The 25,249-nt window shown below is 54.1% G+C and carries 19 protein-coding genes and 1 other RNA gene; 8 read left to right on the forward strand and 12 right to left on the reverse strand.

Annotation, left to right across the window (positions count from 1 at the left end; translation table 11 throughout):
• Nucleotides 1–164 precede the first annotated feature (164 nt).
• Entirely contained in the window at nt 165–857 is a 693-nt protein-coding gene (locus AC07R1_RS25515) for a Crp/Fnr family transcriptional regulator (RefSeq protein ID WP_495111069.1), read from the forward strand.
• Between the two features lie 420 nt (nt 858–1,277).
• On the opposite strand, the gene AC07R1_RS25520 is transcribed toward AC07R1_RS25515, so the two are convergent.
• Nucleotides 1,278–2,522, reverse strand: coding sequence for a CaiB/BaiF CoA transferase family protein (locus AC07R1_RS25520; protein WP_495111070.1), 1,245 nt, complete (start codon nt 2,520–2,522; stop codon nt 1,278–1,280).
• 2 nt (nt 2,523–2,524) lie between these two features.
• Nucleotides 2,525–3,307: an enoyl-CoA hydratase/isomerase family protein gene (locus AC07R1_RS25525; RefSeq protein ID WP_495111071.1), complete on the reverse strand. Its 783-nt coding sequence runs from the start codon at nt 3,305–3,307 to the stop codon at nt 2,525–2,527.
• Between the two features lie 193 nt (nt 3,308–3,500).
• On the opposite strand from AC07R1_RS25525, the gene AC07R1_RS25530 reads away from it, so the two are divergent.
• The gene (locus AC07R1_RS25530) at nt 3,501–4,571 is read left to right on the forward strand and encodes an AraC family transcriptional regulator (RefSeq protein ID WP_495111072.1); all 1,071 of its coding nucleotides are present in this window, start codon (nt 3,501–3,503) and stop codon (nt 4,569–4,571) included.
• A 707-nt stretch (nt 4,572–5,278) separates the two neighbouring features.
• Here AC07R1_RS25530 and AC07R1_RS25535 read toward each other — a convergent pair.
• Complete coding sequence (locus tag AC07R1_RS25535; protein WP_495111073.1) at nt 5,279–7,192, reverse strand: acyl-CoA synthetase; 1,914 nt, start codon at nt 7,190–7,192, stop codon at nt 5,279–5,281.
• Between the two features lie 551 nt (nt 7,193–7,743).
• Here AC07R1_RS25535 and AC07R1_RS25540 point away from each other — a divergent pair.
• Nucleotides 7,744–9,021: an outer membrane protein transport protein gene (locus AC07R1_RS25540; RefSeq protein WP_495111074.1), complete on the forward strand. Its 1,278-nt coding sequence runs from the start codon at nt 7,744–7,746 to the stop codon at nt 9,019–9,021.
• 194 nt (nt 9,022–9,215) lie between these two features.
• Here AC07R1_RS25540 and AC07R1_RS25545 read toward each other — a convergent pair whose 3' ends face one another.
• On the reverse strand, nt 9,216–9,392 hold the full coding sequence (locus tag AC07R1_RS25545; protein ID WP_495111075.1) for an acyl-CoA dehydrogenase C-terminal domain-containing protein: 177 nt from the start codon (nt 9,390–9,392) through the stop codon (nt 9,216–9,218).
• 6 nt (nt 9,393–9,398) lie between these two features.
• The gene (locus AC07R1_RS25550) at nt 9,399–9,827 is read right to left on the reverse strand and encodes a hypothetical protein (RefSeq protein ID WP_495111076.1); all 429 of its coding nucleotides are present in this window, start codon (nt 9,825–9,827) and stop codon (nt 9,399–9,401) included.
• 411 nt (nt 9,828–10,238) lie between these two features.
• On the opposite strand from AC07R1_RS25550, the gene AC07R1_RS25555 reads away from it, so the two are divergent.
• From AC07R1_RS25555 to AC07R1_RS25575, 5 genes are all read left to right on the forward strand, one after another.
• Nucleotides 10,239–10,445, forward strand: a complete 207-nt coding sequence (locus tag AC07R1_RS25555; protein ID WP_495111077.1) for a helix-turn-helix domain-containing protein — start codon at nt 10,239–10,241, stop codon at nt 10,443–10,445.
• Nucleotides 10,446–10,473: 28 nt separating this feature from the next.
• Complete coding sequence (locus tag AC07R1_RS25560) at nt 10,474–13,584, forward strand: type I restriction endonuclease subunit R (RefSeq protein ID WP_495111078.1); 3,111 nt, start codon at nt 10,474–10,476, stop codon at nt 13,582–13,584.
• Nucleotides 13,578–15,212, forward strand: coding sequence for an HsdM family class I SAM-dependent methyltransferase (locus AC07R1_RS25565; protein ID WP_495111079.1), 1,635 nt, complete (start codon nt 13,578–13,580; stop codon nt 15,210–15,212). Before AC07R1_RS25560 ends, AC07R1_RS25565 begins: the two co-directional genes overlap by 7 nt.
• A complete protein-coding gene (locus AC07R1_RS25570; protein WP_495111080.1) occupies nt 15,205–16,452 on the forward strand; it encodes a restriction endonuclease subunit S in 1,248 nt (415 codons plus the stop codon). The genes AC07R1_RS25565 and AC07R1_RS25570 overlap by 8 nt, the downstream gene beginning before the upstream one ends.
• A 91-nt stretch (nt 16,453–16,543) precedes the next feature.
• Nucleotides 16,544–16,876, forward strand: a complete 333-nt coding sequence (locus tag AC07R1_RS25575; RefSeq protein ID WP_495111081.1) for an AAA family ATPase — start codon at nt 16,544–16,546, stop codon at nt 16,874–16,876.
• A 129-nt stretch (nt 16,877–17,005) separates the two neighbouring features.
• Here the strand turns inward: AC07R1_RS25575 and AC07R1_RS25580 are convergent, their stop codons facing one another.
• The 7 genes from AC07R1_RS25580 to AC07R1_RS25610 all read right to left on the reverse strand — a co-directional run bounded on the left by AC07R1_RS25580 (nt 17,006) and on the right by AC07R1_RS25610 (nt 25,177).
• Nucleotides 17,006–18,262: an integrase domain-containing protein gene (locus tag AC07R1_RS25580; protein ID WP_495111082.1), complete on the reverse strand. Its 1,257-nt coding sequence runs from the start codon at nt 18,260–18,262 to the stop codon at nt 17,006–17,008.
• Nucleotides 18,263–18,445: 183 nt separating this feature from the next.
• Nucleotides 18,446–18,839, reverse strand: a transfer-messenger RNA (tmRNA) gene (ssrA, locus tag AC07R1_RS25585).
• 88 nt (nt 18,840–18,927) lie between these two features.
• Nucleotides 18,928–19,215, reverse strand: coding sequence for a PA2433 domain-containing protein (locus AC07R1_RS25590; RefSeq protein ID WP_019095638.1), 288 nt, complete (start codon nt 19,213–19,215; stop codon nt 18,928–18,930).
• A gap of 208 nt (nt 19,216–19,423) precedes the next feature.
• On the reverse strand, nt 19,424–22,234 hold the full coding sequence (locus tag AC07R1_RS25595; protein ID WP_495111083.1) for an FAD-binding and (Fe-S)-binding domain-containing protein: 2,811 nt from the start codon (nt 22,232–22,234) through the stop codon (nt 19,424–19,426).
• Nucleotides 22,231–22,902 carry a LutC/YkgG family protein gene (locus tag AC07R1_RS25600; RefSeq protein ID WP_495111084.1) on the reverse strand — a complete coding sequence of 224 codons (672 nt, stop codon included), beginning with the start codon at nt 22,900–22,902 and terminating at the stop codon, nt 22,231–22,233. The genes AC07R1_RS25595 and AC07R1_RS25600 overlap by 4 nt, the downstream gene beginning before the upstream one ends.
• Nucleotides 22,902–24,356: a LutB/LldF family L-lactate oxidation iron-sulfur protein gene (locus tag AC07R1_RS25605; protein WP_495111085.1), complete on the reverse strand. Its 1,455-nt coding sequence runs from the start codon at nt 24,354–24,356 to the stop codon at nt 22,902–22,904. Before AC07R1_RS25605 ends, AC07R1_RS25600 begins: the two co-directional genes overlap by 1 nt.
• A complete protein-coding gene (locus AC07R1_RS25610; RefSeq protein ID WP_060837473.1) occupies nt 24,353–25,177 on the reverse strand; it encodes a (Fe-S)-binding protein in 825 nt (274 codons plus the stop codon). The genes AC07R1_RS25605 and AC07R1_RS25610 overlap by 4 nt, the downstream gene beginning before the upstream one ends.
• Nucleotides 25,178–25,249: the final 72 nt, after the last annotated feature.

The following is a 25,249-nucleotide window of genomic DNA, read 5'->3' on the forward strand; positions in this document are numbered from 1 at the left end:
AGGACAAGTGGGCCTAAGATTTGCGCAGCGTACTTAACTCATGATTCGATGTGACGGGAGCATCTGTCACTTGGCCCGGCCCGGCATCTCCGACTTTTTCGAGAGTACGGAATGGCAATCGGCGGGCCCCCTAAGAGAAGGTAGGCAGAAGGAGCCATGTAGAAATGATCGGTTTCAATTGGATCGAAGATCTGAGCCCTTTGACTCGCAACGCTGTGCATGAGAAATCACGCTTACGGAGCTTGCCTGGTGGGACCACCCTCTACCAACAAAACGATCCAATTATTGAGGTCTTCCAGATCGTTTCTGGTGAAGTTCGTCAGTGTATTCTCACCGCTGATGGCCAAGAGGTTCTTATATACATCTACAAGCCAGGAGACGTGATCGGCGACAGTTCAGTGGTCGACGAGGAGCCGTACTCGGTAAACTATATTACGCGTGGCGAGTCTGTGCTGAGGGTGTGGAAAGCACGTGATTTCAATGATCTTAGGCTTACGCATCACGAAGTAGAGAGTGCGGTAGCTGCTCAGATTAGCCGCCGACTGAGGAGCGTGCTTCGAATGTTAGAGGAACTGCTGACGCAACCGGTAGCTGCTCGAATAGCCTCTCGTTTCCTCTGGCTTTCAGACATGCAAAGGTCATCAACTGATGTCGTGAAGCTGACATTGTCTCAGTCAGACATCGGTCTCATGGTTGGTAGTACTCGACCAAACGTCAATCGAGTAATGAAGGAGCTAAGAGAGCTGAACTTGATTGAAACGGACTACGGCAAAGTGGCAGTCAAAGACGTGGAAGGACTCCGCCGCTACATTAATGATCATCGGCGTCGCAGTCGCGATGATTGCGACAACAAATGACAGTTTAAATGCTCGCAATGCTTATGTGTGACTGAATAAGTTCGCTGTCAGTCACTACAGAAAGGAAATCGGTGGCGCGGGGGACTCAGATCGAACTAGGACGTCTCTATGAAGCTTAATCGTGACGACAGAAAACTCCCCAAGACAGGAAGTTTTTAGTGTTGCGTATGGAAACGCCGATTTGATTAGTGATGTTCTCGTCAGTGAATACATCTAACAAATCAGCGTTCTTGATTTTGTATTTTTGGGGTTTCGTAAAAGTTCCTTTAAGCTTGGTGTTAATGCCAGGCTTTACTTCCTGTTTTTTTGATGCGTGCTATAGTTGTCGCTAAGATAGGGGTTTGTGTCATTGTTATTTCCTTTGCGAGAAAATAGATGGTGGGAAGTTTGGGTTTTTCGCTTTGATTTTCTAGATTGGCTCTAGGTCTCATGACTCATTTTAATAACTTGGGACGCAAAGTTTCCCGTTAGAATTTTTGATTCTGTGTAAGTTTCAATCTGTGCTTCACATATGCCGAGTTCGGTACAAATACTGTGGTTATGTTCACCCTGAATAGCCGGATCTCCTGGTGGATCTAGTTCATCGTCGGAGAAATGCCAAGGTCGGCCAGGTAGGCGGAAGGTCCCGCCATTGCGATCCGAAACTTCATCGACTGCGCCCCAGTAGGTAGCCCATTCCGTATCAGCAATGTCTCGAAGTGAGCGTATTTTACCAATGGCGATTTTGGCCTCGTCGAGTTGTGCATCCAAAGCAGCCATGTCTTGGAAGGTCAGCATCCAGGATTGCACCAAGGCATGCAGTTCTGTCAGATGTTCTCGACGCGCTGCTGCACTTGAAAAGCGAGGATCATCTATTAGGTCTGGACGGCGCATCGCCGCCATGTAGAACCGGAAAGTCAGGTTGTTTATGAGGCTAATGGCTGAGATGAAACGCTCGCCGCCCGGACCATTGAAGAAAACACCATCAGTCGCACCTAGGATCGGAAATTCATCTCCGCTATCCAGATCGCTCAAATCAAAATGCGCATGCTCATTAATGGACATAATTGTCGCAGCCATCGAAACGTCGATGTGTTGCCCTTTTCCGGTGCTGTGTAACCGATTCAAAGCAGCCAATACGCCAATTGCTGCCTGTAGTCCGGTATAAATATCGGCATGGGATAGGCTATCTGTACGATCAACGCTCAGAGCGTCTCCAAAATGACGCTTGGTGTGTGCGGTAAGGCCTATCTCAGCCTGGACAGTTGCGGCGTAAGCCATCCGACTAGCCCACGGGCCGCCTTGACCATACCCCGAGATCGATACGTAAATTATTTTCGGATTTCGAGCAGCTACGCTTGCGTAATCTAGGCCGAAAAAACCGAGCGTTCCTGGTCGGAAATTCTCAACGATTATGTCGGCAGTCTCACATAAGCGCATCGCCAACTCTCTTCCTTCAGCAAAGTTGAGATCAAGCGAGATATTTCGTTTTCCAGCGTTCTGTTGGGCGTAATAACCCGAAACCCCATTCTGATTGGTAGGCGCGGAGAAACGCGACACATCTGCGCGAGGCGGTTCAATCTTGATGACATCAGCACCAAGATCAGTCAGCGTCTTGGCACATAAGGGGCCTGCGAGCACTCGCGACAGGTCGATTACGCGAAGACCTTGAAGAGGACCTGCCATAATTAGCGCCCCACAAACTTAGCGAGGCCTAGGCCGGAGGTGAGCAGCGACTTAACGCCGATAGCTAGATCTTCAGTGTCCCACAGAGCTTCTTGCAATTCGCCCATTGCAGTATCCGCCGCCTCAAGTCCATGATCTGCTGCGATGTGCGCAATTTTTTTTGTGATGCCATGCGCGAGGGTCGGGCCATGAGCAAATTCTTGAGCAATCACCAGCGTCGTTTCTTCTAAAACTTCATCAGCGACAACTCGGTTAATCAGATTCCAGCGTTCTATGGTTTCGGCGTCATAGCGATGTCCGAGCATGCAGATTTCTTTGGCACGAAGCAGGCCTGCAGCTTGCACTTGGCGCTGAATTGCACCCATCAGCGGGTTTAACCCAATTGTGGATTCTACGGAGCCGAATTTGGCTGACTTGGCAGCAATGACAAAATCACATGCCAATGACAGCTCAAACCCCCCCCCTACACAGATGCCACGAACGCTGGCGATGATTGGTAGTGGAAAGCTCTTGAATGCATGAAGGAGCTTTGTAGCCGAGAGCTCTATTGGTTTTTTCTCGGGGGAAATGCGGGCTTCAAACATTGACACATCGCCACCTGCACTGAAATTGCGCAGTCCAGTACGTATTACGACAGCACGTGCGCCTGCTCCTAGGACGGCATCCAGTCCTGCCAGCAATGCATTGACCAGTGTTGAATCAATCAGGTTATGCGGCCGATGGTTCATGGTCAGGATGGCCAGTGCACCGTCGTAGCTGATATCTACAGTGGATTCTTCAGTCATGATTTTCTCCTGGAACGTCAGAGTGCCTAGTGGGTTGTCTCTTGGGGCGCTGGAAAGCTGGAAACCAAGGGTTCCGCACACGAAGCTTTTGGGGTGCCAGGAGTGATTCTCGATTCTAGCTCTATAGTCAACAAGGTTGATTGATGCCAGTATTGGGGTGATTTGCTGCCAAACGCGTGAAGGTAGTCACCTCATGAATCAGAATAAAAAACTCCATTTCTCAAACCAGCCTCAAGATGCCCACACTCCGAGCTTGAGCCTTTTCGGTTTGAATGCTCTTGTCGCTGAGATGGCCAGCCAAGGAGTTTCGCTTAGAGAGCTGGTAGAGGGTTCCGGCGTGCATCCTCGTCAGTTTGCTGATCCGCAGTCACTGATCTCAAGAAGGCAGAGATTAGCGATTTATGCAAATGCTCAACGCTTGACCGTCCGGTCAGACGTTGCGCTACACGCCGGCGCAAGACAGCGTGTAAGCGATTTCGGTATTTTCGGTTATGCCTTGGTTAGCAGTCGTACACTCGGTGATGCACTTGATTTCTGTTTCAAGCATCTTTGGCAGGCTGGCCCGGTGCTGCATATAACCTCGTCAATTGACCGGGAAGTCGGCATCATGCGAAGTCACCATCCCGATTCACTGGGCGATTTGTTGCCGTTCGTAGCTGAATTTTGGCGAAGCTCAAATCACTCGATGTTGTCTCGGGTACTTGAAGCCCCATTCCCCTCTGTATGCATGTTGCTGCCCTATCCCGCGCCAAAGCATTGGCGACTCTACGAGAAGATGCTCAATTGCCCAGTGGAGTTCGACGCTGGCGTTATGGAGTGGCATTACGACGCTAGCTCACGTGCACTTCCTCTTCCCAATGCCAATCAGATGACAGCGCTACTCTGTGAAAATTTCTGTGATCAGCTTTTGTTCAACAACAAACCGAGCTCGGATTTAGCGCAGAGCATCCGCACTATACTGGTCAACCGGCCCGGACATTTCGCCAAAATTGATGAAGTTGCAGATCAACTAGGTATTTCTCTTCGTACGTTGCATCGCCATCTGGCTTCTGATGGGATTTCCTATCAGGGCTTGGTTGACGAAATTCGCCAAACGCTGGCGATCGAGTATCTCGAACGCACCTTAATGACTATCGATAATATAGCGGAGCGGGTGGGTTTTTCAGACGCATCAAACTTTAGAAAAGCTTTCAAGAAATGGACAGGATTTACACCTAGCGAGTTTCGAGCAACTGTATCTATTTCGTCACTAATCGAAGTTTAATGCTCTTCAGTTTGCAACTGAGCAATCGTGGGAGGCGCAATCTCACTGAAAACGGCGGCGTACGGAAATAGCTTAGTTTTTTGCTGTTTACCGGACGCTGCCACAACCTTCTCAACGTCTGCGCAATCGATTCGGAATTGGTCCAAGCGTCTATCATCAGCTTTTTTGCGGCAGCCACTGCATGCAAAGAGCGCTGAGAAAACTCAGGGCAAATCCCGAGGCTCCTCTAACGGATCATCGGAGGTGTAAGTGATCAGCCCTGGGTGGTGGGCCTGCCGAGTGTCGAAGACGCCACCAGAATGTCAGCGCCATCGCCACGTCTTTGTGTAGCAGAATCAGCCCTCACCGCGACTCCATAATGGATAATCGCGCTTCGGGCTCCGCAAATCGAATGTCTGCATCGAGGGCAATCAAGCCAGCACCAAAACCATTGCCGTGGAAGTCACGATGACAGGAACGCTTAGACATCGCCAGATTAGATACACTTTTGGATAGCGATTATTTAACGGCTTTCAGAGCGTCAAGAGGCCATAACTTTATTCATGACTCCACCGGTCATAAGTATAGCTAGTCTGGATAAGTCCTCCTCTATTATCCTGAGCCCATGCCGTAAAAAATTAATCAACTCGCTCTAATCTGAATGCGTTTTTTGATAAGGAAGTGACTAAGCGAAATTTGGGCATTAGCAATTCTAAGAGGCTTGATATCTAGACTAACGGATCTTTGTTTATTATGGTGTGGCGAATGGTAAAGCCGCTAAGGATCTGCTCAATAGCAGCCTGAAGTGTGTCGGTATGACTGCTCACATAGACATGAGCAAGTTGGCCATAAATGTCATCGGCTACCACCTCTACCTTCAAACCCGGGTCGAGATGGCGAAGATGTTCTTCGAACACCCGCTGAATCGCATCAAAGCGAAGGCTGGGTTTGAAAATTTTTCCTACATGAGTCAGCGGAATGGTCTCGACAATCCATACGTTTTTCGGTACCGCTGCTCGTTCCGGAATATGAGCTGCCGCGTGCTCCAGCAACACTTCGGCCGTTGTACTGGCGCCTGGCACGAGCTGGACATATACTACCGGCAACTCGCCTGCCCTGGTATCTGGCTTTCCCACTGCGGCTGCCATAGCTACATCTGGATGAATGTGTAGCGCTTCCTCGATCATTTGTGGATCGATGTTATGACCACCACGAATGATCAGATCTTTGCTTCTTCCTGTAAGCCATATGTAGCTATCCGCGTCTATACGCCCCAGATCGCCGGTATTAAACCAATCACCATCGATCCAAATCCGGCGGTTCTTTTCAGGTTGCAGGTAGCCGGTGAACACGGTGACCCCACGTAGGCAGACGGTACCAATTTCATTTATTTCGGCATCGCGGACAAAATCACCATCACCATCCAAGATCGCAATTTTAACGTCACAGTAAGGCATCCGTAGCCCAATAGAGCCTGGTCGTCTCTCGCCTGCAGATGGGGTAGCACTGCTTGCACAAGTGCCCTCGGTCATACCGTAGCCCTCGATCAGCTTCAGTCCGGTTTTAGACTCAAACTGGTGGATCAGTTCTACCGGCATTGGCGCAGCGCCGCAGAGTGCATAGCGGAGACTACTTAGGTCATGTCCAGCACTGGGTACTTGGAGCAGGCCTGCATAGATCGTTGGTACACCGCTGAAAAAACTTACGCGGTAGCGCTCGATAATTCCCCAGAAATTTGAAATCAATGAGCCGTTGCGATAGCCCTGCGGGGTTGCCAAAAGCACCTCGGCGCCGACATAGAACGGGCCCAGGCCCGTTACCATTACACCGTTGACATGAAATAGAGGGAGACCACAAAGGGCAGTGTCGTTAGCCCTGAAATCCATAGCCATCGCCATGATCATCGCCATCGCCACCTCATTCCGATGAGTATGGGGCGCGAGTTTCGGGGTGCCTGTGGTTCCTCCCGTGTGAAAATACGATGCGATGTCGTCTGGGTTAATAATTCGCCCACTTTCAAGGTGGTCTGCGGGACATTGAGCAATCAGCTCATCAAAATCGAAAATGTCCTCTGGAAGAGTATTGCGGAATGGCTCATTTTGATAGCTACCCATGCCCACTGTAACGATGTGTTTCAACTCGGGAATGTGGTCGCGCAGTGCAGAAATTTTTCTCCAGATATCAGTTCCTTCACCGGGGGATAGTGTCACTAGTACTTCAGAGTTGGACGCTCGAATGAGTTCCGCTATGTGTTCACCGTCAAGCATTGGATTGATAGCGTTAACTGTTCCCGCTGCCTCACCCCCCCATATTGTGAAATGCGTCTGAGGGAGGTTGGGCAGTAGATAAGAAACTGCTTTGCCGGGCCTAATGCCCAGCCTATGGAACGCGTTTGCCGTTTGCGTAACTTTCGCAAATAGGCCTGCGTAGCTAAGCCGATAGGGCTTCTCTTCACTGTTCCCGTTCAGCAAAAAGGTCAGCGCAATAGAGTCAGGATTGCGTTCAGCGCTACGTCGAATCAACTCATACGTACTGGGAGGCATACCCCTGTCTTCTAACGAAATATCTTCAATACGAAGAACGTCTTTGATTGAAGAAATAACAAAAGTGCTAGCATCTTGATTAATTGTATCATGATCCATTTTGAAAACGCTCTTGTTGTTTTGAGTTGGAGCTACAGTTATTTTCATAAGGCGAAGCGACTGATGCGGAAATCTTCTCAGGTATATAAGGCGGGCTCTTCAGTCATGTTTGTTTCTTAGGAAGGGCAGGGCACCTAATAAATGATTACTCGAAGGCGCCGAAAGCTGAAAACCAAACCTTCCATGCACGTGGCTTATGGTGTTGCCAGAATCAATTTTCGAATTTTACGCGAAGGTCAACAAGGTTGATTGATGCCAATATCCGGGTTATTTTCTGCCACATACGTAAAGTGGTCCACCCGCCCGCCATAGGCGTCCCCCAGCCTATGCTTGGACTAATCTCCGCGGCGACCTTCCAGGTCCCTCCCCATTTTTTACTCATTCAAACGGATTTTACTAGCAGAGTGTCATCTAGATAACACTTTGGGTTTTCCCATCTTAATAGAATTAGAGGACCCATGTTTCGTGAACTTTGTGAACGGTGCTTGAAGCGTGGTAGGGCCTTTTGAAAGTTTTCAGAGGGCTATTTTACGAATCGGAGTCGAATAAAAATGTATAAAAAGGCTTTTCATCGCTTTCTCGCCCTCAGTGCTTGTACAATTTCGCTTGACGCATATTCCAATGGCTTTAGTATCAATGAACAAAGCGCCAGTGGGGCGGGCACGGCATTTTCGGGCAGGGCATCAACTGTATTGGATGCAAGCATTATCTACGGAAACCCGGCAGGGTTGGTCAAACTCAAGCGTGCGGAGATCAGCGGTGGTTTTGCTGTCATAGATCCGAGCATTGATATCAAGAATGCATCGAGCAATGCTCGCGGTACTAACAAAGGCGATTCGGCACCTATTACAACCATTCCTTTCGGGTACGCTTCGTCCCCCGTGAGTGATGACGTTAGTGTTGGGATAGGTGTGTATGCACCGTTCGGACTGATCAACGACTATGAGTCTTCGTTCCAAGGACGTTATCACGGGTCATATAGCATGGTTAAAGTGATCACGTTCCAGCCGACCGTAAGTTACCGGGTCAATGACTTTATTTCTGTCGGGGGAGGGTTAACCATAAATCGTCTTGATGGCAAGTTGAAAAACGACTTGGCCACCGCAGCGCTCAACCCAACTGGAAAAGATACTGAACTTAAGATCAAAGGGGACGACACTGCTTTCGGTTATAACCTTGGTGTGATGATCGATATCAGTGAGTCCGCCACTTGGGGCTTCACCTATCATTCCAAGGTTGATTATGGTCTCAAAGGCCACATCAGCGTTTCTGAATCACCTGCTGCCTTTCGCTTGAACGGCCGATACGGCACTAGCATGGATGTTACTCTTCCAGAGTCTGTAGATACGTCGCTGACATACCGCTTCGATGAGAAGTTGACTGGTTACCTAGGCACAACCTGGACGCGCTGGAGTCGCTTGAAGGATTTGACTGCTGAGAATAAGGGAATCCCTCCGCTCAGCCTCGCTTTAGGATTTGGGACGGTTGGTGAGCAAGTCAATTTTCACGACATTTGGTCAGTGGCTATAGGTACTTCGTACCAATTGACTCCGCAGTGGGTGTTGCGCACTGGCTTTGCCTACGACCCGTCTCCGACGAAGAACGAAGATCGGATCGTTCGCATCCCTGTTGGGGATCGTCGAACAGTTACCGTCGGGGCTGGTTACACTCCCACAAACGAGCTGACCATCGACATTGCATACGCCTACCTTTGGGAAAACACAGCTCCGATCAGTCAGTCCAACTCCTCCGGCCTCCAGCCCGCGTACAGTTCGAAGTACGAAAACAGTGCGCATGGACTGACAGCGCAGATGACTTATCGCTTTTGAACAGACCCCGTTGATATCGTCCTCTGGCTCCCTGCCAGATGAGTAGCTCGTTATGGTGTTTTCAGGCACAAAAAATATGTCATTGATCACCAGTCAAGCATTGCGATTACAACCAGTTGGCTGGTGATAGCTACATGACTCTATCTTCCTGCGTCGAAATAGACGCAGGAAGATAGACCTGAATTATTGCAGGATTAAAACTGTTCTGTTGGCATCTCCATGACTGAGGTGCAGCCGCTTGCAATTGCCGCGGCTCGAAAGTGGGCTTCAGGTAAGAAGCGTTGAAAAAAGAAGCGAGCGTTACTCAATTTTCCAGCGTAGTACGCTGAGCTCTTTACCTCAGTTTGTCCTTGAATTGCCACCTTCGCCATTCTGAGTCAGACGAATCTCAATGCCACTATTCTGAACTGTCGCAGTAAGTCGGTTGCTGCAGCGCCTAGCCTGACAGGTCGTTCTTTTTCTTTGCCCATGACGAGTGCGATCGGCTCCTCGAGATCGCTCACAGCAACTTGTACGAGTGGGATCAGATCAGCCAGGTCGGGATCATCAACATGCGCTTTGAGAAGGGTACCTACAGGGTCCATGAATCGGCGCAGTATTTGTCGGCAGGGTAGTGAAAGCTTACGTCCCACAAGGTCCATCGCCTGGGTGCCATTCGTGCCTTCATAAAGAGGGATGATGTGAGTAATGGGCACTGTGTAGTGGTTGCCGATACTAACCACCGCGGCACGCAATAACGCTGACTGGCCAAGCGGTCGGTCACCCGTGTCGTCTAGATGGATGGTGGGTAAAGTCTTACTGAACACCAACAATCATGCGCCATCGCGCATGATGGATGAGCGCTCTAGGGTAGCATTACAGTTTCTTCACGCAGTTCGCGATGAGGTGATTCATGTGGGAGCCATTTGCGAAATATCCAAGAACGTAGTTACGTTCGGCGGCCGGCAACGTCCGCGCGCCCACCGCAGACGCCCAGCTTCTCCAGGTGGAGGCTCCGGGCTTTAGGATCCGCGCTCGGATAGCTTTCAGACCGAATGTCGGGTTCGGAATCTCTAGCAGCCCACTTTCCATAGATGTACACGCAAATGGATTGGGAACATTCATGCGTAGCGTGAGGACCATCACCGTGTAGCTATTAGCTGCGTAACTGCCTTCTCGCTGATAGACTCCAGCCGACTTTAAACGACTATGACAGCTTGAGATCGAGCGTATCCACCATGAGTACTGAGCATTGGGTCACTGCCGAGCAGGTCTCCCTTCACTTGGGTGTGGCTAAGGACACGGTATATCGCTGGCGTGAGCGGCGGGGCATGCCGGCTCATCGCATAGGCAGACTCTGGAAGTTCCAGCTCTCTGAGGTGGACGAATGGGTGCGGGCTGGTGGGGCGGATGATGCCTCTGACACCGTAGCGCAACACAACTAGCGCATTGCATTAAGGAAGAGCACACCTGATGGTTTTCAATGAAGATTCGCGCGTCAAGATCCCTTGCATCTTGCACCTGGTTCGCCTGGGCTACAGCTACCTCTCACTGAAGGGGGCTTCCTGGGATGAGCAAACCAATATCTTTCCTGTGCTTTTTTGTTCTTCGCTTGCCAGGATCAATCCTGGCGTGGAAGCCGATGATATCGACCGTCTGCTGGCTGAAGTCAAGCTCTCGCTGGACAACGAAGACCTCGGCCAGGCTTTCTACGATAAGCTCACAGAGCGCTCTGGCATCCGCCTGATCGACTTTGAGAATTTCGACAACAACAGCTTCCACGTTGTGACCGAGCTGCCATGCCGAAATGGTGATGATGAGTTCCGGCCCGACATCACCCTGCTGATCAATGGCATGCCGCTGGCCTTCATCGAGGTCAAGAAGCCCAACAACCGCGAAGGCGTGATGGCCGAGCGCAACCGCATCATCACGCGCTGCCGCAATTTGCGCTTTCGTCGCTTCATCAACATCACCCAGTTGATGGTCTTCTCCAACAACATGGAGTACGAAGACGGCTCGCCGCAGCCCATCGAAGGTGCTTTCTATGCCAGCCCTTCATATGACTCGCCAATCTTCAACTACTTCCGGGAAGAGGAGGCGTTGAATCTGGCCGAGCTGCTGGTTGCCGAAGATGACGACATCGAGAATGCGGTGCTACGCGACAACAATCTCAACGTCATCAAGCACAGCCCGGAGTTCCTCAGTAACAAGGAACCCAACGCGCCGACCAATCGCATCTGCACTTCATTGTTCAGCCGTCAACGCCTGGCTTTTCTATTGCGTTTTGCGCTCGTCTATGTCAACGAGTCCGACGGCTTGCAAAAACACGTCATGCGATACCCGCAGCTTTTCGCCACTAAGGCGATTGAGAAGAAGCTCGATGCTGGCGTGCGCGAGGGCATCATTTGGCACACTCAGGGCAGCGGAAAAACTGCGCTTGCCTATTACAACACTCGGTTTCTAACGGACTACTTCCAGCGCCAGGGTGTCATTCCCAAGTTCTATTTCATCGTCGACCGTCTCGATCTGCTCACCCAGGCCCAGCGCGAATTTGCCGGGCGCGGGCTGATCGTACACAGCATCGACAGCCGTGAAGCCTTCGCTCGTGACATCAAGGCCACCCAGGTGCTGCACAACCACAGCGGTAGACCAGAAATTACCGTGGTCAACATCCAGAAATTCCAGGATGACCCGGACGTGGTGCGTACAGAGGACTACGACGTCAATATTCAGCGCGTCTACTTTCTTGACGAGGTGCACCGCAGCTACAACCCACAGGGCAGCTTCCTCGCCAACCTCAGCCAGTCGGACCGCAGCGCCATCAAAATTGGCCTTACCGGTACCCCCCTGCTAGGTGACGACTACAATTCCCGCGCCTTGTTCGGCGACTACATTCATAAGTACTACTACAACGCTTCCATCGCAGACGGCTATACCCTGCGGCTGATCCGCGAAGAAATCGCCACCAATTACAAGCTCGTTCTGCAGGAAGCGCTAGCCGCTGTAGAGCTTCAACAGGGCGATATCGACCGCAAGCTCATCTATGCCCACCCGAAGTTCGTCGACCCTATGCTCGGCTACATCGTGCGTGATTTCGAAAAGAGCCGCGGTGCGCTGGCTGATGCCAGCATCGGCAGTATGGTGATCTGCGACAGCGCCGAACAGGCCCGGCAGATGTTCAAGATCTTCAACGAAGTTTATGTCAATCAGGGCCAGCCCAGCCCCAACCTGCAGGACTCCGCGCAATCATTGATCGCCGCCACGCAGCCCGGCAGCTACGCCGCCCGCACCCTGCTGGAAAACCGCATCAAAAGCGCCGCACTGATCCTGCACGACGTGGGCAGCAAGGAAGAGCGCAAGCAATGGGTGGAAGACTTCAAGGCGGGCAAGATCGACCTACTGTTTGTCTACAACATGCTGCTCACTGGCTTCGATGCCAAGCGTCTGAAAAAGCTCTACCTTGGTCGGGTGATCCGTTCGCACAACCTGCTGCAGGCACTCACCCGTGTCAATCGCACCTACAAGGATTTTCGCTACGGCTATGTGGTCGATTTCGCCGACATCCGCAAGGAGTTCGACGCCACCAACAAGGCCTATTTCGACGAGCTGCAGGCCGAGCTAGGTGACGAGGTTGAGCACTACTCCAACCTGTTCAAATCTGCTGAAGAAATCGCCGAGGAAATTGAAGCGATCAAGGACATCCTATTTAGCTTCAACATCGAAAACGCCGAAGAGTTTTCGCGGCAAATCACCCAAATTCAGGATCGCGCCACGGTGCTGGCGCTCAAGAAGGCACTAGCCGACGCCCGCAGCCTTTATAACCTGATTCGCCTGCAGGCTGACTATGCACTCCTGCAGCAGCTTGATTTTCAGAAGCTCAACCAGCTCTACCGCGAAACCTGCAACCACCTCGACATGCTCAACCTGAAAGAGAGCATCGAATCCAGTACCGACACCAGCAACCTGCTCAACGTGGCGCTGGAAGATGTGCTGTTCATGTTCACCAAGGTTCGGGAAGAAGAGCTGGTACTGGCTGACAAGCTCAAGAATACCCTGCGCCAGACCCGTGAGGCTTTAGCCGAAAATTTCGACCAGCAAGATCCCAAGTTCATTACTCTCAAGGAAGAGCTGGAACGACTGTTCAAGAAAAAGAAACTCAACGAAGTCACCCAAGAAGAAATGACTGCCAACATCGGCGCGCTCAACGCGATTCATGACCAGGTCAAAGAGCTCAATCGGCAGAATAACCAGCTGCGTGCCAAGTACCAGGGCGACGCCAAATACACCCGCATTCACAAGCGTCTGCACGAGCGCGGCGGTCTCACCCAAACTGAACGCCGCCTGTTTGAGGCGCTCTCGGGCGTCAAGCAGCAGGCCGACGAGCAGGTGTTGCAGAACACCCAGCTTGTGAATAACGAAAGCTACTTCGAGCGGATGATGATGCCGCTGGTGATTGGCGAGTTCAAAGGTCGCCAGAAAATCCAGCTCACCCCAGACGCTTCACGCACCATCAACCAGTTGGTGGTGGCCGAATACATCAATGAATTTGCCTCTGGCACTCGAATAGGAACACGTACGTGGTAACGCAGGAATTTGAGCAACGCACCCGCCAACTGATCGACAGCCTCAAGGCCATCTGCGCTGCCTATGGCCTGGGCAACGATGGCAACGAATTCAAGATCATCACCCAGGTCTTTCTCTATAAGTTTCTCAACGACAAATTCACCTTCGAAGCCAAGAAAATCCGGCCCGAGCTAAGTCAAGCCCTCACTTGGGAGCAGGCCATGTCCAGTCTTAGCGCGGATGAGCTGGAAATGCTGCAATTGCAGTTAGGACCGGACACTCCACGGCTGAAACCCGAGCATTTCCTCGCCTATTTGTTCGGCAGGCAGAATGGGCCTGAATTCGCGAAATTGTTTGACGACACCCTGCGCGATATCGCCATTGTCAACAACGACATCTTCGCGGTGAAAACTGATGGCGGGACCAAGGTCACTCTGTTTGATCGCGTCAGTGAATACATCTCCGACCCGTCCAAGCGCGACGATTTCTGTCGTGCTCTAATAAACAAATTGGTTGAGTTCAGCTTCGAGCGCATCTTCACCCAGAAGTACGATTTCTACGCTACGGTCTTCGAATACCTGATCAAGGACTACAACAGCAACAGTGGCGGTAAATACGCCGAGTACTACACGCCACACTCTGTAGCTAAGATCATGGCTGCTATCCTAGTGCCTGAGAATGTACGCGGCAAAATCAGGAACGTGAGCTGTTACGACCCTTCCGCCGGCTCCGGCACCTTGTTGATGAATATTGCCCACGCCATTGGCGAGCAGCGCTGCAGCATCTATTCGCAGGATATCTCGCAAAAATCATCCAGCCTGCTTCGTCTGAACCTGATCCTCAACAATCTGGTGCATTCCATCCCCAATATCATCCAGGGTGACACCATGCGCCACCCTTACCACCGGGAGGGAAAATCGCTGAGGCAGTTTAATTACATTGTCAGTAATCCTCCGTTCAAGATGGATTTCAGCGATTTTCGTAACGAGCTGGACAGTAAGGAGCACCAAGAACGTTTCTTCGTCGGGGTTCCAAAGGCTAAGCCGAAGGACAAGGACAAAATGGAGATTTACCTTTTGTTCTTGCAACACATAATCCATTCGCTAAAACCTGGCGGCAAAGCCGCAGTGGTCGTGCCCACCGGTTTTATCACCGCGCAAAGTAGCATAGACAAGGGGATTCGCCAGCATTTGGTGAATAACAAGATGCTCGCAGGCGTTGTCTCTATGCCCAGCAACATCTTCGCGACTACCGGGACCAACGTATCCATCCTGTTTATTGACGCTGCCAATCAGGGCGACGTGGTGTTGATCGACGCCTCTGGACTGGGTACCAAGGTCAAGGATGGCAAGAATCAGAAAACCCTGCTTTCTGAAAACGAAGAAGACCGTATTATCGCAACCTTTAATGGCAAAGAGGCGGTTGAAGATTTCTCAGTGTTGGTGAGCTATGACGATATTGCTGCTAAGAACTATTCCTTGAGCGCGGGGCAGTATTTCGAGGTGAAAATTGAATATTCTGATCTGACGCAGGAGCAATTTTCCGCAAAGCTGAGGGGGTATAGCGAAAAGTTGGATGAGTTGTTCAGGGAGTCAGCTGGGCTGGAGTTAGAAATTAAGAAGCAGTTGGCAGGTTTGCTGTATGAATAAGTTAACTAAGTATAAGTTCTCGGATTTGTATGAAATGGCTTCAGGTATTTCGTCGAAACCAGAACAAGCAGGCCATGGTGCCCCATTTTTGTCGTTCTCATCGGTATTCAATAACTATTTTCTGCCGAATGAACTTACTGATAAAATGGATACCACAGAGCAGGTGCAAGAGAAGTTTTCAATAAATGAAGGGGATATATTTTTAACAAGGACAAGCGAAGTAATCGACGAGCTTGGGATGAGCTCTGTTGCTTTAAAAAGCTATCCTGCGGCGACATATAGTGGTTTTCTAAAAAGGCTTCGGCCGACAAAAGAAAAAGTAACCTATGCCAAATTCATGGCGTTTTACCTGAGAAGTCCTCTGTTCAGGAAAACCATGAAAAACAATGCGGTATTAACGCTAAGGGCTAGCTTGAATGAAGAAATATTCTCTTACTTGGATTTGTTGCTCCCAGAGTACGAAGATCAAATAAGTGCAGGGGATCTTCTCTTTCTGCTGAATAAGAAGATCGACTGTAACAATCGAATCGCAGCCGAGCTGGAGGTGATGGCTGAGGCCTTGTATGAATACTGGTTTGTGCAGTTTGACTTCCCCGATGTCAACGGTAAACCCTACAAGTCCTTCCGTGGCAAGATGGTCTATAATGCACCGTTGGGAAAAGAGGTTCCTGAGGGATGGGGGAGTGTATTTGTTGAAGATATCCTGGATAAAGTTCCTTCCTCGACGAAGGTAATGAGTAAAAATATTTGTGATACAGGTTCTATACCGATCATAGATCAGAGTAAAAGTTATATTTGTGGTTTTACTGATGATCATTCATCTCTAATCGTCCCAGAACAGCCGCATGTTGTCTTTGGTGATCACACTAGAGTAGTAAAGCTAGTCAATTTTAGCTACGCGAGGGGCGCAGACGGGACTCAGGTTCTTGTTTCTAAAAGCCCAAAAATTCCGGGCTATCTACTGTATCAAGTCGTATCTGATATTGACTTGTCTAGCTATGGATATGCGAGGCATTTTAAATTCCTTAAGGAGTCACGTATTATTCATCCAGGGCAGGATGTTGCGGAGCAATACCAGCGTATCGTTACGCCTTGGTTTGAAAAAAGAAAAGAAGCTATTTTTGAAAATATAGAGCTAACAAGATTGCGTGATTGGCTCCTGCCCATGTTAATTAGCGGCCAGGTCACGGTGGCTGAGGTGGGCACCTCGACTAATGATCACGAAAGTCATCCACAGTAGCGCTGCCAGCGTCTGATCTTCATTGGGATGGCAGGCAAGCGGCCGCAGATTAGGCTTGGCGGGCTGTAAATACCAATGACGGCTAAACAGTATGAGGTTACAGACGCTTCGCCTATCGAACTTTCAATCTTACAGTTTGGGGCCTACTGAAGTCGGCCTCGAAGCTGTGACCTATTTGATCGGCCCTAATGGTTCCGGCAAGACCGCTGCGCTCCAAGCCTTGTGCCGCCTGTTCGCCTTCGACCAGTCCCAGCGTCCTATCCAGCGGTCTGACTTCCATGTCCCTGGCGATGAGAAGGACATTCCGGAAGAGCGCCAGCTTTGGATAGAAGCAGATTTCCTTTTCCCCGAACTGGCGAATGACGAAGACAACAGTACGGTTGCTCCTCATATTGGACAAATGTGCCTAGATGAGGATGCATAGCGTTTCTCCCGCCTCAGTTGCGGCGACTGTATGGAGCAACCTACGCAGGTTGCTAGAACTCGGTGAACGAAGGTAGTGAAAGGTCATGCTTTTTGCGCTGAACTATTTCTGGTCGGTAGTAACCTCTCATCAGCGCATTGAAACGACCTTTCTGTCCTTATTTTCTTGGATAGCTGACATCGAAAGGTTGCCTGTGGCTGCCTCCTGAATGTGCCCACTCCACCAAGCCATCATCGGTCGTCTGCGTTCGATGTAGTCCGCTCGGTTATAGGCACTTCGCACTTCGTCTTTGTCGACATGTGCAAGCGCCACCTCGATCAATTCAGGATCCCAGCCGTGCTCGTTGAGGATAGTGCTAGCCATTGAGCGCATGCCATGGCTTACCAGGCGCCCTTCGAAGCCCATGCGCTTCAGCGCCATGTTGGCTGTCTGGCTGTTGCAGTGGGTGCGAGGGTTCCGGTCTGCAGGGAAGACGTACTCCCGGTGTCCGCTGTAGGGTTTAATCGCTTCCAGGAGAGACAGAGCCTGCTCCGTGAGGGGGATGATGTGTATCCGACGTTTCTTCATGCGCTCCGCCGGTATAGTCCAGATCTTCTTTTCGAAGTCGATATCAGCCCAGCGGGAGGTGGCAGCCTCGGCTGGCCGAGTCATGGTGTGAAGTTGCCACTCAATTAGGCAGCGCGTAGTTCTTTTTATACTGGCATTGGCAATTGCGACCATGAGCTCTTTCAGCTCATCGGGCGCAAGGGCGGCCATGTTTTTCTTTTTGGGCTTTTTGAAGACTGAGCGAATTCCACTGAGCGGATTCGCGTGAATCAATCCCGAATTGACACCATAGGTCATGATCTCATTGAGGCGTTGGGTTAGACGTTTAACGGTTTCGAGACTGCCCTTCGTCTCGAGGGGGCGCAGCAAGTTTATGACTTTAGGGGCAGTGATAGCAGAGATTGGGGTGGTGGCCAGATCAGGGAAGACATGCAGAGTGAGAGAGCGCCAAATATCCTCGGCGTATGCAGGGGTAACTGAATCCTTTTTGAGCTCGAACCACGCTGTCGAGATATTTTCGAAAGTGTGCTCCGTGGCTGCTTTTTTCGCGTGCCGCTCGGCGTCGCGTTTCTCTTTAGGGTCCAGCCCCTGGGCAACGAGCTCTCTCGCTTCCACCGTCCTCTTGCGTGCTTGAGCCAGGCTTACCTCAGGAAAGGTGCCCAATCCCATGTTTATCCGCTTTTTCGTCACGGGTTGGATGTAGTTGAAATTCCAAAGCTTAGAGCCATTGATTCTCACTCGCATCTGAAGGCCGTTGCCATCGGTGAGTATATAGTCCTTTTCCTTTGGCTTCGCGGCTTTGACCTTTACGTCTGAAAGGCGCGTGGCTTGGGCCCCCATGGTGTATTCCAGTGCTGTTTATGTATTCCAAAAATAGCAGCTGAGGGCTTGGAATACCACTTGGAATACACGAAATCGTAGATCGTCATGGACGTTGGTGGACGCTTGTGGACTCTAAACCCCAGTGTTTACTGGATTTCAGCCACAAAAAAAGACGCCCATGGACGTCTTTAGATGATTATTTGGTGGAGCCGGGGGGATTTGAACCCCCGTCCGCCAGTACTCCGCTGTCGGTACTACATGCTTAGCCGTGTCTATTGAGTTAACCCTCAGCGACCCGACGGGCAGGGTGCTTTGGGCGAGTTGTGTAAGTTTTAGCCGCTTCGTCCACAACGTACTGCACGGCGATTCTGTTCTATATGACAATCATTTTGGGTTTACAGACATCCCCTGATGATTGCTGGACCCGAAGGTACCAGGGGGGAAGGGCTAAGGCTGCTTACGCAGCGAGAGCGTAATCCCCGTAGGTTTCGTCATTGGCAACTATAGGAAGTTGCAACAGTGGATTTACGAGTTCTGTTACCAACTCGGCATGCACCTAAAGTTTCGCAACCGGCGTCGAATCCTAAACGGCCCCGAACCTGTTGTGCATTACCAACAGGTGGACGGATTCTACGCTAACCGAGGCCAGAAGGCCAACCCGAAGGTTGGCCCAGTGCATCGGCCTACTGATCGCCCTTGGTGTTGTTCTGCAATTTCTGGATCGCCTGGGTGGTCAGGGAGATGCAATTCTTGGTGCCTTGCTCGGTGCCCTTGGCCTGTTCGGCGGTGGCTTGCTGCACCGTGGCGTCGATGTCGCTGCTCAGGTCCGAGCTCATGGCTTCGGTGCTGACTTTGGCATCCTTGATCTTTTGCAGGTTGATCTGGCACAGGTCCTCTTGCCCGGCGGCAAACACCGGGGAGGCCAGCATCGCGGCGGTAATGAACAGTCCAGCCAGTGCGGAACGCTTCATGGTTATCTCCTTGATCGCAGGGGCTCGGTGTTGCCGGTCAACAGGGCCGGCGGCCGAGTGGGCTAAGCCCTTTTTTGCGGGCCTAGAAAATGGACTGTAGCCGCGCGCTGGGGTTCTGTTTTTTTTTCGAAGGAATGAAAAAGCCAGGGGCGTTTTCCGCCAGGCACAAAAAAGGGGCGAAAACGCCCCTTTTTTCCGGCTCGATGGCTCAGAGCGCCTTGGCCCGGGTCACCCGATCCACCAGGTAGACCAGCCCGTGATAGTCGATCCCGCCATGCTGGCTGAGGCCGATTTCACAGGTGCGGCTGGTGGAGATGCCTTCGCTGCAATACTGCACCGCGTCCTTGAGGCTGCGCAGGGAGTGAGCGTTGAGTTCCGGGGTGGTGAAACCCTTGTCGCCGGCGAAACCACAGCAATGGATGCCTTCGGGGATCACCACGTTGTTGCTGCAACGCCGGGCCAGTTCGATCAGCGCCTGGCTCTCGCCCAGGTGTTGGGTGCTGCAGGTGACGTGCACCGCGATCGGTGCTTCCTGCGGGGTGAACTCCAGGCGCTCCAGCAGGTGGGTGCGGATGAAACGCACCGGGTCGTAGAGGTCCAGGCGCACGTCCCCCAGGTCCTGCAGCAGGCGCAGGGTGCAAGGGCTGGTGTCGCAGTAGATCGGGTCGAGGCCCCCGCGGCTGGCGTGGAGCAGGGCGCCGATCAGTTCCTGGCGCTTGTCCTCGGCCTGGGTGGCGTAGCCCTTGGAGGCGAACGGCTGGCCGCAGCAGAGGTTGTCCAGGTTGTCCGGCAGCACTACTTGATAGCCGGCCTTTTCCAGCAGGCCGCGGGTTTTCTCGTAGAGCGAGCTTTGCTCCTTGTCGCCCGCCGCTGGCCCCATGACCCGGGACACACAGGCTGCCAGGTACACCACCCGCGGACGCGCGTCGCTGACGCTCGGGCTGAAGCGAATGGCCTTTTCCGGCTGGGGCATGGCGCTGCTCCACTGCGGCACCTGGCCTTTGGACAGGCGCGTCAGGCTCGCCGACAGCTTGCTCAGGCGCGGAGCGCCCAGGAGCATGCGCGCGCCGTTGGCCACGTGCAGGGTGAAGCGGGCGCCCTGCAAGGTGGTGGCGAAGTGCGAGCCGAGCCAGTCGGCGGTGCCGTTATGGGTGGCGTGTTCACTGCGCAGTTTCTTCACCAGCTCGCCGGTGTTGATGCCCACTGGGCAGCGCTGGGCGCACAGGCCGGTGGCGGCGCAGGTGTCGATGCCCTGGTACTGATAGGCCGCTTCCAGCTCGGACGTATCGATGCCGGCCCGTTTACGCGCCTGGATATCACGCCAGATGACGATGCGCTGGCGCGGGCTCAGGGTCAGCCCCTTGGACGGGCACACCGGCTCGCAGAAGCCGCACTCGATGCACTTATCCACAATCTCGTCGGCCGCCGGCAGTGGCTTGAGGTGCTTGAGGTGGATCTGCGGGTCTTCGCTGAGCACCACGTCCGGGTTGAGGATGTTGTTGGGGTCCAGCAGGCGCTTGAGCTGCCACATCAGCTGGTAGGCATCGCTGCCCCATTCCAGCTCGACGAAGGGTGCCATGTTGCGCCCGGTGCCGTGCTCGGCCTTCAGCGAACCGCCGAATTCCACCGCCACCAGTTGCGCCACGTCGTCCATGAACGCCTGGTAGCGGTTCACTTCCTCGCTGCTGTTGAAGCCCTGGGTGAAGACGAAGTGCAGGTTGCCCTCCAGGGCGTGGCCGAACAGGATCGCTTCGTCGTAGTGGTGCTTGTCGAACAGCTCGATCAGGCGGTTGACGCCGATGGCCAGCTGTTCCACGGGGAAAGTCACGTCTTCGATGATCACCGTGGTGCCGGTCTTGCGCACCGCGCCCACCGCCGGGAAGGTGTCCTTGCGGATCGCCCAGAGCTTGGCGTTTTCCTGCGGGTCTTCAGTGAAGTCCACCTGCTTTTCCACCGGGAAGGCGGCCAGGGAATTCATGATCTGCGCCAGTTGCTCGTGCAGCAGTGATGAGGACGCGGCGCGGGACTCGATCAGCAGCGCGCAAGCGTTGGCCGAGAGTTGCTGGACGAAGGCCGGCATGCCGGGCTTGTCCTGCACCGAGCGCAGGCTGCGGCGGTCCAGCAGTTCCACCGCCGACACCGGCTGGCTCTTGAGCACGGTCACCGCGTTGCAGCAGGTGTCCACATCGGGAAAGACGATCAGCGCCGAGGCCTTGTTCGGGTGGTCGATCACCGTGTCGTAGGTCACTGCGCTGATAAAGCCCAGGGTGCCCTCGGAACCCACCAGCAGGTGGCTGAGGATGTCCAGTGGCTCGTCGAAATCCACCAGGGCATTGAGGGACAGGCCGGTGGTGTTTTTCAGCCGGTATTTGTGGCGGATCTTCGCCGCCAGCTCGCTGTTGGCGCGGGTGCTGCGGCCCAGCTCGGCCAGGCGCTCCAGCAACGGGCCATGGCTGGCGCGGAAGGCGGCGATGCTGGCCTCATCCTCGGTATCCAGACGCGTGCCGTCGGCCAGTACCAGGCGAATGCCGGCCAGGGTGTGATAGGTGTTCTGCGCGGTGCCGCAGCACATGCCGCTGGCGTTGTTGGCGACGATGCCACCGATCTTGCAGGCGTTGATCGAGGCCGGATCGGGGCCGATCTTGCGCCCGAAAGGTGCCAGCCAGGCATTGGCCTGGGCGCCGATCACACCAGGCTGCAGACGAATCTGCGTACCCTGATGGCGAATCTCCTTGCCGTTCCAGTTATCCCCCAGAACGATCAGCACCGAGTCACTGATGGCCTGCCCGGAAAGGCTGGTGCCCGCCGCACGGAAGGTCACCGGCACCCGGTCGCGCTGGGCCAGCTGGAGCAGGGCGACCACTTCGTCCTCGGACTCGACGCGGATCACCAGCTTGGGGATCAGCCGGTAGAAGCTGGCGTCGGTGCCGAAGGCCAGGGTCGAGAGCGGGTCGTCGAAGCGCCGCTCCTGGGGAATCAGTTGCTGGGCATCACGCAGAAAAGCGGCCGGTAGGCTCATTGGTCCTCCAGGATCAGCACCACCAGGTCTTTCGGGCCGTGGGCGCCGTAAGCCAGGACTTGCTCGATATCAGCGGTCTTCGATGGGCCGGACACCAGCAGCGCGTTGGTCGGCATGCCGGCGGCCCAGTTCATCTGTTGCTGCACCTGATAGAAGTTGTCGCGGATCTCGCTGGCCTTGAGCAGGGCGAAATGCACCGACGGCACCAGGCTCATCAGCCGCGGCTCTTCCCGGGTCGGCCAGAGGATCAGGCTGCCGGTGGCGGCGATGGCGCCCAGGGTGGTAGTGAGGCTGGCCGGGGTGTCGTTGAACAGCTCGGCTTTCCATTCTTCCACCGGGCGGTCGTAGGCCTTGAGCGCCGGCAGTTGCGGCTGCTCGGCCCAGTACTGGGTGACCCGCTGGCCGTGGGGCGTGCTCGGGGCGATCAGCAGGCTGGGCAACTGGCGTTCCTGCAGCAGGCGGGCCAGCAGTTCAGGCCAACCGGCGCCGGTGCTCAGGTGGATTTCGGTGTGCACCGCTTCCATCTGTTTGCGCAGTTGCGGGATGCGTTGTTCCGCGCTGTAGCTGTAAGGTTCGGTGACCAGCGCCTCGTCGAAGTTATCCACAATCGGCGTGGTGCCGCTCAGGCTGTTGCGCAGCTTGGCGAGGATGTTGTGTTTCGCGCTCATCAGCGGTCTCCCTGCTTGTCCAGGTGCTTACGGGCCAGGTCATGCAGCGACCGGGCGGCGGGTTTTGGCGCACTGTGGTTCTGCGTCCAGGGGCCGACCTTGCTCGGGGTGAGGGCGCGCAGCCGGGTAGCGGCCAGGGTGAACAGGCGATACAGGGTCGGCGAGCTGTTGAGGCGGGCCCAGGCGTTCCAGATGAAACGTTCCTTGCGCGAGTACTTGCTGCCCTGGCCGCGCATCACTTGATGTGGGCTGTCCGGGGCCTTGACGTTTTCTTCCCGCAGTCGGCGCAGCAGCGCCGGGATCGGGATCTTCACCGGGCAGACTTCGCCACAGGCGCCGCACAGTGACGAGGCGCTGGGATGATCCGGCACCTTGGCCAGACCGACCATGTGCGGGGTGATGATCTTGCCGATCGGCCCCGGGTAGACCTCGCCATAAGTGTGGCCGCCGACCCGGGTGTAGACCGGGCAGTGGTTCATGCAGGCGCCGCAGCGGATGCAGTTCAGGGTCTGGCGCAGTTCGCTGTCGGCAAACGCCTGGCTGCGGCCGTTGTCCAGCAGCACCAGATGCACTTCCTGGGGGCCGTCCAGCTCATGCTCTTTGCGCGGGCCGGAGATCATGTTGACGTAGGTGGTGATGGGCTGGCCCAGGGCCGAGCGGGTCAGCAGTGAAAGCAGGGGAACCACGTCCCGCAGGTTCTCGACGACTTTCTCGATCCCGGTGACGGCGATGTGCACCGGCGGCACGGTGGTGGACATGCGCCCGTTGCCTTCGTTTTCCACCAGCAGCAGGGTGCCGGTCTCGGCCACGGCGAAGTTGACGCCGGAGACGCCGATATCGGCTTCGAAGAATTTCTGCCGCAAGACCTTGCGACCGATCTGAATGAGTTGGTCAACGTCCTTGGTGTACTCCACGCCGAGTTTGTCGTGGAACAAGGACGCGACCTGACCGGCATTCTTGTGGATCGCCGGCATAATGATGTGTGAAGGCTTCTCGTGGTCGAGCTGGACGATGAACTCGCCCATGTCCGACTCAAGGCATTCAATGCCTTGTTCAGCGAGGACATGGTTCATTTCCATCTCTTCGCTGACCATCGATTTGCCCTTGATCACTTGCCGCGCCTCGTGAGCGCGGATGATCGAGAGGACGATGCCATTGGCTTCGTCCACCGTTTCCGCCCAGTGCACTGTCACACCGTTGCGGGTCAGGTTCTGTTCCAGGCGCTCGAGCAGGTCGGGCAGCTTGGACAACGCACGGGCGCGAATCGCATTGCCCAGGGCGCGCAGGTGTTCTCTTTCGTGGGCATCGCTGAACGAAGCCGCACGCTTGGCCATGAGTGAATCCATGGCACTGCGAAAGTTGTTTCGCAGTTGTTGGTCACCTAGGGCCTGGTGGGCCCGGGTGCGAAAATCGTCCGCCACGTTGGTGGTCGGAATCAGCTCTGGGGTGCTCATTGCGCACCTCCAGTACGTTGCCAGAGGAAGCTCGCCAGGTGCTGGCCGCGCAATGCCTCTTGTTGTTTCTCCAGCGCGCCGTTGATGTTCATCAGGCAGCCGCAGTCGGCACTCAGTACCTGGTGGGCGCCGGATTCCTTCAGCGCCCGGGTCTTGTCCGCGACCATGGCGCCGGAGATGTCCGGCATTCGGACGCTGAAAGTCCCACCAAAGCCACAGCATTCGCTTTCGTGGCTGTGTTCTACCCGTTCCACGTTGCTCAGCTGTGACAGCAACTCACGGCCGTGCAGGTGGGTGTTCATTTCCCGGCGTGCCGAGCAGGAGGTGTGCAGCGCCACCTTGACCGGGGCGCCGCTGTCCTTGAGCTGCACCTTGCACACGTGCAGGAGGAACTCGGCCAGTTCATAGGTGCGGGCGGCCAGGGCCTGCACCTGTTTCAGCGTTTCGGGCTCGTCCTTGAACAAGTCCGCGTAATGCTCGCGCAACATGCCTGCGCAGGAACCCGACGGCACCACCACCGGATAGTCGCCGGCAAACAGCGCCAGTTGCGAGCGGGCCACGGTGCGCGCCTGCTCGGTGTAACCCGAGGTGTAGGCCGGTTGTCCGCAGCAGCTTTGCCCTTGCGGGTAATCCACGCGAATGCCTTCGCGCTCCAGCAGGTGAATCGCGTCCATCCCGGCTTCGGGATAGAACAGGTCGACCACGCAGGTGCCGAACAGGTAGACCCGCGCCGGCTTCGCACTGGGGTACTGCCGGGGTTCGGCCAGCGGCGGCGCGACACGGGTCGCATTGGGCACGGCGTTGTAGAAAAGCTCGCTCATCAGGCGTGTCTCCGGGTGGTCCCGGTTATTCGTCCGTTGCGGCGGCTGAAAGATAAACCAGCAAGCTTTCAG

The organism is Pseudomonas sp. GW821-FHT07F01 (genome assembly GCF_059418825.1).

Coding starts and splice junctions, on each gene's coding strand:
- AC07R1_RS25515 (WP_495111069.1), top strand. CDS start 165: ATGATCGGTTTCAATTGGATCGAAGATCTGAGCCCTTTGACTCGCAAC.
- AC07R1_RS25520 (WP_495111070.1), bottom strand. CDS start 2,522: ATGGCAGGTCCTCTTCAAGGTCTTCGCGTAATCGACCTGTCGCGAGTG.
- AC07R1_RS25525 (WP_495111071.1), bottom strand. CDS start 3,307: ATGACTGAAGAATCCACTGTAGATATCAGCTACGACGGTGCACTGGCC.
- AC07R1_RS25530 (WP_495111072.1), top strand. CDS start 3,501: ATGAATCAGAATAAAAAACTCCATTTCTCAAACCAGCCTCAAGATGCC.
- AC07R1_RS25535 (WP_495111073.1), bottom strand. CDS start 7,192: ATGGATCATGATACAATTAATCAAGATGCTAGCACTTTTGTTATTTCT.
- AC07R1_RS25540 (WP_495111074.1), top strand. CDS start 7,744: ATGTATAAAAAGGCTTTTCATCGCTTTCTCGCCCTCAGTGCTTGTACA.
- AC07R1_RS25545 (WP_495111075.1), bottom strand. CDS start 9,392: ATGGCGAAGGTGGCAATTCAAGGACAAACTGAGGTAAAGAGCTCAGCG.
- AC07R1_RS25555 (WP_495111077.1), top strand. CDS start 10,239: ATGAGTACTGAGCATTGGGTCACTGCCGAGCAGGTCTCCCTTCACTTG.
- AC07R1_RS25560 (WP_495111078.1), top strand. CDS start 10,474: ATGGTTTTCAATGAAGATTCGCGCGTCAAGATCCCTTGCATCTTGCAC.
- AC07R1_RS25570 (WP_495111080.1), top strand. CDS start 15,205: ATGAATAAGTTAACTAAGTATAAGTTCTCGGATTTGTATGAAATGGCT.
- AC07R1_RS25575 (WP_495111081.1), top strand. CDS start 16,544: ATGAGGTTACAGACGCTTCGCCTATCGAACTTTCAATCTTACAGTTTG.
- AC07R1_RS25580 (WP_495111082.1), bottom strand. CDS start 18,262: ATGGGGGCCCAAGCCACGCGCCTTTCAGACGTAAAGGTCAAAGCCGCG.
- AC07R1_RS25590 (WP_019095638.1), bottom strand. CDS start 19,215: ATGAAGCGTTCCGCACTGGCTGGACTGTTCATTACCGCCGCGATGCTG.
- AC07R1_RS25595 (WP_495111083.1), bottom strand. CDS start 22,234: ATGAGCCTACCGGCCGCTTTTCTGCGTGATGCCCAGCAACTGATTCCC.
- AC07R1_RS25600 (WP_495111084.1), bottom strand. CDS start 22,902: ATGAGCGCGAAACACAACATCCTCGCCAAGCTGCGCAACAGCCTGAGC.
- AC07R1_RS25605 (WP_495111085.1), bottom strand. CDS start 24,356: ATGAGCACCCCAGAGCTGATTCCGACCACCAACGTGGCGGACGATTTT.
- AC07R1_RS25610 (WP_060837473.1), bottom strand. CDS start 25,177: ATGAGCGAGCTTTTCTACAACGCCGTGCCCAATGCGACCCGTGTCGCG.